Genomic DNA, 9,240 nt, shown 5'->3' with positions numbered 1-9,240 from the left:
GGCCGCGGCCGGACGCCCGGGCGTATCACACCCACCCCTCGGGCTCCCCGGGGCGGCCGTTGGGCGTGGTGTTCACGCAGCCCGGCGGGGCGGGGTGGCTCGCGTCGCCGCGCGCACTACTCGATCTCGGCCCGGCGGACGTGTGGACCCTGTTCCATTCCGTGGCCTTCGACTTCTCGGTCTGGGAGATCTGGGGCGCGCTGCGGCACGGCGCGACGCTGGTGATCGTGGACGAGCGGACCGCCCGGTCGCCGGACGACTTCCTGGATCTGCTCGTCACCCACCGCGTCACCGTCCTCAACCAGACGCCCGCCGCGTTCGACCTGCTCACCGCCGTGGTGGCCGCCAGGCCCGCGCGAGCGGCCGAATTGGCGCTGCGCCTGGTCGTGCTCGGCGGCGACAAGACCGACCCGCGGCGGCTGGCGGGGTGGACGGCGGCGGTCGGCCGCGACGGCCCGCGACTGGTGAACATGTACGGCATCACGGAGACGACCGTGCACGCCACCGCGCACGAACACTCGATCGAGGCCGACGTCGGTCCGGAAAGCATTGTGGGGCAGCCGCTTCCGGGTCGTCGGGTGTGCCTGCTCGACGCGGCGCTGCGCGAGGCGCCCGTGGGCCTGCCCGGGGAGATGTACGTCGGCGGCGACGGGCTCGCGACCGGCTATCTGCGGCGTCCCGGACTGACGGCGGTCCGGTTCGTCGCCGACCCGGCGGGGCGGCCCGGCGCCCGCATGTATCGCAGCGGAGACCTGGGCCGCGTGGGTGATCGCGGACTGGAGTACCTGGGCCGCGCGGACCGGCAGGTCAAGATCCGCGGCTTCCGCATCGAACCGGGGGAGATCGAGGCCGCCCTGTGCGCCGTGCCCGGGGTGACGGCGGCTGTGGTCCGTGCCGAGGACCGTGCGCCGGGGGACCGGCGGCTGGTCGCCTACGCGGTCGCGCCCGGCGCCGACGGGAGCGCGTTGCGCGACCGGCTTGCCGCGACACTGCCCGCGCACGCGGTGCCGTCGCTCGTCGTGCCGGTAGCCGCCCTGCCGCTCACTGCGAACGGCAAGATCGACCACGACGCGTTGACCGCCCTGCGCACCGCGACCGGTACCCGAGGTCGCCCGTCCGGCGAACTCGCGAAGACCGTGTACGACCTGTTCGCCGACACGCTCGGGCGCGACGACTTCGGCGCCGGCGAGAACTTCTTCACGCTCGGCGGCGACTCGTTGCTGGCGGGGCGGCTGGTGCTGCGGATCCGCGCCGAGCTGAATGCCGACATCGACGTCCGCGACCTGTTCGACCGGCCGACCGTCGCCGGACTCGCCGAGTCGATCGAGCAGGCGAAAACCGCCGCGCCACAGAGAGTCCCGCTCGGCGGGCCGCGGCCCGATCGGATTCCGCTCTCGGCGGCGCAGCATCGATTGTGGACGCTGCACCGGCTGGACCCGTCGTCGGTCGCCTATCACATTCCGGTCGCCGTGGAACTCACCGGCGCATTGGAACTCGACGCGTTGCGGGCCGCGCTCGCCGATCTGCAAGCACGACACGAGAGCTTGCGTACCGCCTTCACCGAATCCGGTGACGCGCAATTGATTCGCGACGACCCGCCGCACCCGATGTCGGTCGAGACCGCCGAGCCCACACCGGAACGGCTGACCGAGGAGGCGGCGCGTCCGTTCGACCCGTGCGTCCGGTCGCCCTGGCGGGCAACGGTTTTCACCGGTGAGGCGCGCGCCGTGATCCTGCTGGTGCTGCACCACCTGATCGCCGACGAACACTCGCTGGGCGTGCTGGCGGCCGACCTCGGGACCGCATACATGGCACGCCGCGTCGGTCAGGCCCCCGCGTGGTCGCCGCTCCCGGTGCAGTACGCGGACTACGTGGTGTGGCAGCACGCCACTCTCGGTGCCACCGCCGACCCGCATCCCGCGCTCGCGGCCGAACTCACGTGGTGGCGGCACACGCTGCGCGACCTGCCCGAACACCTGCCGCTGCCGATCGACCGCACGGCGGCATCGGTCACGCAGCACGGCGACACGGTGCCGTTCGACTTCGACCCGGACACCCGTGACCGGATCGCCGCGCTGGCGGCGGACCGGGGCGCGACGCCGTTCATGGTGCTGCACGCCGCGGTCGCCTGTCTGCTCACCCGGGCCGGCGCGGGCACCGACATCGTCGTGGGCACGGTGACCTCGGGGCGTGACACGCTCGGCCTCGATGAACTGATCGGGTTCTTCGCCGAAACGGTGGTGCTGCGCACCGACCTGTCCGGACGGCCGGCTTTCGCCGACGCCGTCGACCGGGCGCGCGACGCCGACCTCGCCGCCTTCGCGCACCCGGTGCCCTTCGACCGTGTCGTGGCGGCCGTAAGCCCCGCGCGCGTGCCGGGGCGGCATCCGTTGTTCGAGGTCATGGTGACCCTGCGGCCGGAGCGAGCCGCCGTCGAGCTGGCCGGTCTCACCTGCCGGCCGATCGAGCTGCCGCGGACCCACGCCAAGTTCCCGCTGTTGTTCGAGTTCGCCTGGGGGACAGAGGCAGTGGGCGGAGTGCTGGAGTACAGCACCGATCTGTTCGAGCGCACGACGGCCGAGTCACTGGCCGGGGGCCTGCGGCGGCTGCTGGCCGCCGCGCTGGCCGAACCCGGCCGCCCGGTGGACGACCTGCCGTTCCTGTCCGACGGCGAGCGGTTCCGTTCGACGCCGATTCCGCCACCGCCGGCCGCGACGTCGGCGGCCGTGGACCCGGAGACGGAGAACCTGCTGCTCGAACTGGCACGGTCCGTGCTCGGCGTCGACGACCTCGGCGTGCACGACAGCTTCTTCCGGTTCGGCGGTGACAGCATCCTCGCCATCCGGCTGGTGAATCGCGCCCGGGGGAGCGGAGTGTCGCTCACGCCCACGGACGTGTTCGAACGGCAGACCGTCCACGAACTGGCCCGGATCGCGACCACGGTGTCGGCCCCGGCCGACCCGCTGGCCGGGATCGGCCCGGTGCCGCCGACGCCGATCATGCGCGATCTGCTCGACAATCCCACTCCCACAGACGGTTTCGGGCAGTACGTGGTGGTGCCCGCACCGGACGACGCCACCGCGGCCACGCTCGCCGCGGCATTGCAACGCATCCTGGACCGCCATGACGCCCTGCGCCTGCAGGTGCTCGACGGGAGGCAACTGGTCGTGCGCGCGCCCGGCGCGGTGAACGCCGTGAACCTGTTGCGGCACAGCGCAGTCCACGATGCGGAGGAGGCGTTGCCGGGCGCACTCGCCGACGCGCGCGCCGGGTTGCGCCCGTCCGACGGTGTGCTGTTGCAGGCGGTGTGGCTGGACGCGCGGCCGGGCCTGTTGCTGATCGTCGTCCACCACCTCGCGGTCGACGGCGTCTCCTGGCGCATCCTGATACCGGAGCTGGCCGCCGCGCACCGCGCGGTGACCACGGGTGTGGAACCGGCGTTCGCGCCGGTCGTGACGCCGCTGCGGACCTGGGCGGCCGCGCTGGCGGCGCGGCCGGTGCCCGCCGCGGAGGCGCGATGGTGGCGCCGGACGGTGGGACAGGCGGCAGGAAGCGCGAGCGACCAGCCCTTGGATCCGGCGCGCGATACGGTCGGCACCGCCGAAACGCTCACGGTCACTGTGGAATCGGCGCAGACCGCCGAACTGCTCACCCGTGTTCCGCATCGGTTCCGCGGCACGGCGGCAGATATCCTGCTCGCCGCACTGTCGGCCGCCGCCCGCCGCACCGCACCCGGCGGCTCCTGGCCCGGTGTACTCGTCGACGTCGAGGGACACGGTCGCGACCTCACCGACCCGGGGTCGTCCGCACTGGATGTCTCGACCACCGTCGGCTGGTTCACCGTCGTGTATCCCGTGCGACTGGCTGCCGGTGTGCCGGACTGGGACGCCATGATGCACAACGGTTCCGGCCTCGCACACGTGGCCAATACCGTGAAGGAAGCGGTGCGGTCCACGCCCCGCCGCGGCGTCGGCTACGGCCTGCTGCGCCACGAACCGGACGTGGCGCCCGAGATCGCGGCCGCCCGGGTGCCGATCGGGTTCAACTACCTCGGCAGGCTCGGCGGGGACGCCGGGGGGCTCGGCGTGCAATTCGGCAGCACGGCCGATCCCGCCATGGCGCTGCCCCACGCGCTGGAAATCAATGCGGCCGTGCGGGAGACGCCCGACGGTCCCGTATTGCACGCCGAATGGACCTGGGCGCCGCGCGTTCTCGACGCCGCCACGGTGGAACGAATAGCCGCCGACTGGGTCGCGGCGCTCGCGGCCTTCGCCGCACACCACACCGACCCGGCAGGTGTCGAACGCACGCCGTCGGACTTCCCGCTCGCCGAGGTCACCGCGGCGGAATTGGCCCGTCTCCGAGACGCTTTCGGCGAACCATCGGATCTGCTGCCCGCGACGCCACTGCAGTCCGGGCTGCTGTTCCACACGCTCTATCAGCAGGCCACCGACGCGCCCGAGGACGTGTACGTGGTGCAGCTCGTCCTCGGTCTCGAGGGAGAACTCGACGAACAGCGTCTGCGCGCGGCCACTGTCGCGCTGCTGCGTCGCCACCCGCACCTGGGCTGTGTCTTCGCGGTCGAAGGCGTCGACCGGATCGTCGCCGTCGTCCGCGAGGGAGTCGAACCGGACTGGCGCACAGTGGATTCGACGGTACTGCCGGAATCCGAGCGCGAGCACGCCGTGGCGGACGCGCTGCGCGCCGAACGCCGCCGGATCGATCCGGCCGCCGCGCCGCCGCTGGCGTTCTGCCTCATCCGGACCGGGGAGCGGGAGTGGCGGCTGGCGTTCACCCACCACCACGTCCTGCTCGACGGCTGGTCGGTGGCCAATGTGCTGCGCGAGACGATCCTGCTGTACCTCGGTGCGGAACTGCCGCCCGCGCCGCCATTCCGCGACTACCTGCGGTGGCGGTCCACCCGGGACCGCGCCGCGGCCCGGGACGCATGGCAGACCGCGTTGCGCGACTGCCGCCCGACACGCGTCAGCCGGGCCGGCCGGTCCGGCTGGTCGGAGCAGCCGGAGGTGCACGAATTCGTGTTGCCGGACGCGCTCGCGAAGCGCATGCCACAGCGCGCGGCCGAGGCCGGGCTGACCCTCAACACACTGGTCTCGGCGGCGTGGGCGCTGGTGCTGGCGCACCTCACGGGCAGCGACGACGTCGTCTTCGGCACCACCGTGGCGGTCCGCCCGGCGGACCTGGACGCCGAGCGGATGGTGGGCCTGATGATCAACACTGTTCCCGTCCGGGTCCGGCTGCGGCCGGGCGACACCCTCGCCGGCCTCGCCGCCGGGCTGCAGGCGGCGCGCGCCGCCCTCTACGAGCACGACCACCTCGGGCTGCACGAGATCGAAGAGGTCGCGGGCAGCGCCGAATTGTTCGACACCTCGGTCGTTTTCGAGAACTATCCGGTGCAGGTCGACGACCTGGGCGACACCGGCCTGCGCGCACGCATGGTCGACGTCTTCGACCGCCCGCACTACCCGGTCGCGCTGGTCGTGGTGCCCGGCGCCGAGCGCACCGTCTTCCGCCTGGCGGTGCGGCCCCGGCAGCTGGCCTGGTCCGGCACCCCGGCGGACTGGTGGGATCGCTTCCGCGCGGCCTGCGCGGCGCTCACGGACGCCCCGGAACGGACCGTCGCGGGCACCGACCTGCTGGGCCGCGCGGTGCGGAGCCGGATGCTGGAGTGGGGTCACGGACCGCACATCGATCTCGGGAAGGACTGTCTGGCAACAGTTTTCGAGGAGACAGCGGGCCGGTACGCCGATCGCGTGGCAATCCGGTCGGAAAATGCCGAGCTGACCTTCGCGCAACTGCACGAGAGGGTCCGGCGGTTGGCGGGGTATCTGGAGCGCCGCGGAGTAGGTCCGGGCGTCGCGGTCGGCGTCACGCTGGAACGTTCCGTCGAGGTGGCGGTGGCATTCCTGGCCGTGGTGCGACTCGGCGCGCTGATCGTGCCGCTGGACCACCGCTTCCCGGCGGACAGCAAACGAAACGTGTTGCGGCACACCGGTGCCGATGTGCTTCTCGACGCCGCGGCGATGGCTGTCGCGGACCACGCGCCGGACGGCGACGGCCTCCGGACCGTTCCGGTGGACACGCCCGCCTGCCTGATGTTCACCTCCGGGTCGACCGGCGTGCCGAAGGGCGTCGTCGTCACCCACCGCAATATCCTCGCGCGGGTCCGGGAGCGGGCCCGCACCGGTGACGCGGCGGACCGAATTCTGTTCCACTCCCCGCATTCCTGGGATTTCGCCGTCCACGAGGTGTGGTTGCCGCTGCTCACCGGCCGCTGTCTCGTCGTCGCCCCCGCCGGGGACCCGGATCCCGCCGAGTACGGCCGGATCCTGCGCGACGGCGGGGTGACGACCGCGTCGGTGGCCACCGGGCTGTTCGAGGTCCTCAGCGAGCACTGCGCGGAGGAACTGGCCCGGGTGCGGCTGATCGTCGCGGGATCCGCGCTCGCGCCCGCCGCGGTGGCCCGGGTGCGGGCGGCGCGGCCGGACGCCGTCGTGGTGAACGGTTTCGGTCCCGTGGAGGCGACGTTCATCGCACTGGCGCATACGGTTTCGCCGCACGAGCCCGACGGCCCGGTGCCGATCGGCCGCCCGATCGCGAACAGTTCGGCGTTCGTACTGGATTCGATGCTGCGCCCGGTCCCGCCGATGGTCGTCGGAGAGATCTATCTGTCCGGGCAGGGCCTGGCGGACGGCTACCACCGCCTGCCCGGGGCGACGGCCGAGCGTTTCGTCGCCTGCCCGTTCGGGCCGCCCGGCGCCCGCATGTACCGGACCGGCGACCTCGGGCGCTGGGACCGGCACGGCGTCATGCATTTTCACGGCCGATCGGATCGGCAGGTGAAGGTGGGCGGCTTCCGGGTGGAGCCCGGAGAGGTAGAGGCGGCGTTGCGGCGCGACCCGGCGGTCGCGGCGGCCGTGGTGACCGCGCGCACCGGGCCGGGCGGCGTCGCGCTCGTCGGATACATCGTGCCCCGCGGCACGGTGGACCCGGTGCGGGTGCGCGCTGAACTGCTCGACGAGCTACCCCGCTATCTGGTGCCGTCGGTCGTGGTGGAGATCCCCGAATTGCCTTTGACGGCAACGGGAAAGGTCGATGTGGACGCACTGCCGGAGCCTCCGCGCGGCGACAGTCGTACGGCGCGCTCACCCCGGCAGCAGATTTTGGTGGGACTGTTCGCCGCATCCCTCGGCGTGAGTGCGGTGGGTGTCGACGACGACTTCTTCGCGCTCGGCGGGAATTCGCTGTCGGCGATGCGGCTGGTGGGCAGGATCCGGTCCGCGCTCGGCGCGCCGGTGTCGCTGCGGGACCTGTTCGAGGCGCCCACGGTGATCGGCATGGAACGCCATCTCGGCACCCGCACCACCGAACCGGCCGCCGCTGTCGTCGGCCCGGTTACGCGGCCCGGCGTGCTGCCGTTGTCGTCTGCGCAGCAACGGTTCTGGACCGTCAACTATCTCGGCGGACAGCGGCCCGACTACCTGCTGGCGGCGGCCGTCGAGATGCGCGGCGACCTCGACGTGGCGGCGCTGCGGGCCGCCGTGGGCGATCTCGTTGCCCGGCACGAGATTTTGCGCACCGTACTGCCGTACACCGAAGACGGTCCCGCACAACAGATCGTGCCCGCCGACGCCGTGCGGATCGGCCTGTCCGCCCGCGACCTCGCGGCGGCCGAACTGGACGGTGCGCTCGCGCGCGAGTTGGAGCGCGGCTTCGACCTGCGAACCCAACTCCCGGTGCGCGGCAAGCTGCTCCGGCTCGCACCGGACCGGCATGTGCTGTTCGCGATGATGCATCACGCGGCCGTCGACGGCGAATCCCTCGTCGTCCTGCGGCGCGACCTGGCCACGGCCTACGCCGCGCGACAGCAGGGCCGCGTGCCCGAATGGTCCGGGCCCGCAGCGCAATACGCGGACCATGTGCTGGCCCTGCGCGCCCGGCTGGGTGACGAGGCGGATCCGGGGTCGGTGCTGCACGCGCAGTCCCGGTATTGGCGTACGAAGCTCTCGGATCTGCCCGAGGAACTGTCGCTGCCCTTCGCCCGGCCACGCGCCGAGCTGACCGACCGGGCCGCGGCGGCGGTGCCCGTCGATCTCGACGCGGCGGCGGTGGCGCGGGTGGCGCGTGCCTGTGCGGCAACGTCCTACACCGTCGTGCACGCCGTGCTGGCCGCGGCGCTGAGCGCGGCGGGAGCGGGGCGCGACGTGCCGATCGGTGTGGCGGTGAGCGGACGCGACAGCGAGGAACTGGACACCATGGTCGGGTGCCTGATCGACCTCGTGATCGTGCGCGTCGACACCGATGCGGGCGGCCGGGCACTGGTCCGTGCGGTGCGCGACGACCTGCTCGCGGCGGTCGATCATCGCGACTACCCGTTCGACCGGATGGTCGAGCAGGTGAACCCGCGCCGCGCCGCGCACCGCCACCCGCTGGTCCAGGTAGCGGTCACCTACCGCGTCGAAACCGGTGGGCCCGAACCCCTCCCGGACACGCACCCGTACCCGCTGCCCGCACCGACGACCGAATTCGACCTGCTCCTGGAGCTGACCGAACGCCCCGCTCCCGGATCCCTTTCGGGCACGCTGATCTACCCGGAACAGCTGTTCGAACGCCCGGTGATCGAACGCCTGGCCACGGATATGCGTGACCGGTTGGCCTCCTTGCAGGCCGAATGCGAGTCGGCGGAGTGAGCTGACAACCCCGGCCTGCCCTGCAAGCGACACGGGAAAAATCTGCGGTGGTGACTGTAGACATCTGCGTCCGAGGCGTGTAACTTCTGTGATGCGAACGAAGAAGGAAGTCTCCAATGGCACGGGAGATGACGAACTACCCGTGAGGTTGAGAGGACGGCGGGCGGCTCGGAGATAAGCACGATCGAGGATCTCGCCGCCCGCCGGACCGGCAAGCGCAGTGCAAGGAAGTGGAAACACCCCCGTGAGGAGAAGGGAGCAGTTATTGCCGGGTCATCTACGAACATGTGGTTCGGGTGATCACCGGCGTTTCGGATACATGTCGGAAGATAAACCAATTACCCCTTTCAGTGCCCCCCCGGCCCCCCCCCCCGGGGCCCCCCCCCGATTAGGAGACCCCCAGTTAGTGACCCCCCCCTTTTTTGTAGGGGCCGGCCGGCCGGACCGGCAAGCGCAGTGCAAGGAAGTGGAAACACCCCCGTGAGGAGAAGGGAGCAGTTATTGCCGGGTCATCTACGAACATGTGGTT

1 protein-coding gene is annotated in these 9,240 nt (G+C 71.9%); it reads left to right on the top strand.

The features are described from left to right. Positions 1-8,711: non-ribosomal peptide synthetase (locus QH470_RS01790; RefSeq protein WP_280270465.1), on the top strand; the 8,711-nt coding region annotated here is incomplete at its 5' end. Positions 8,712-9,240 lie beyond the last annotated feature (529 nt).

Origin of the sequence: Nocardia wallacei (genome assembly GCF_029868745.1) — a bacterium.
Classification (GTDB): domain Bacteria; phylum Actinomycetota; class Actinomycetes; order Mycobacteriales; family Mycobacteriaceae; genus Nocardia; species Nocardia wallacei_B.
The sequence above is the reverse complement of the archived record's forward strand: the minus strand, read 5'-3'. Positions and strand labels throughout refer to the sequence as shown.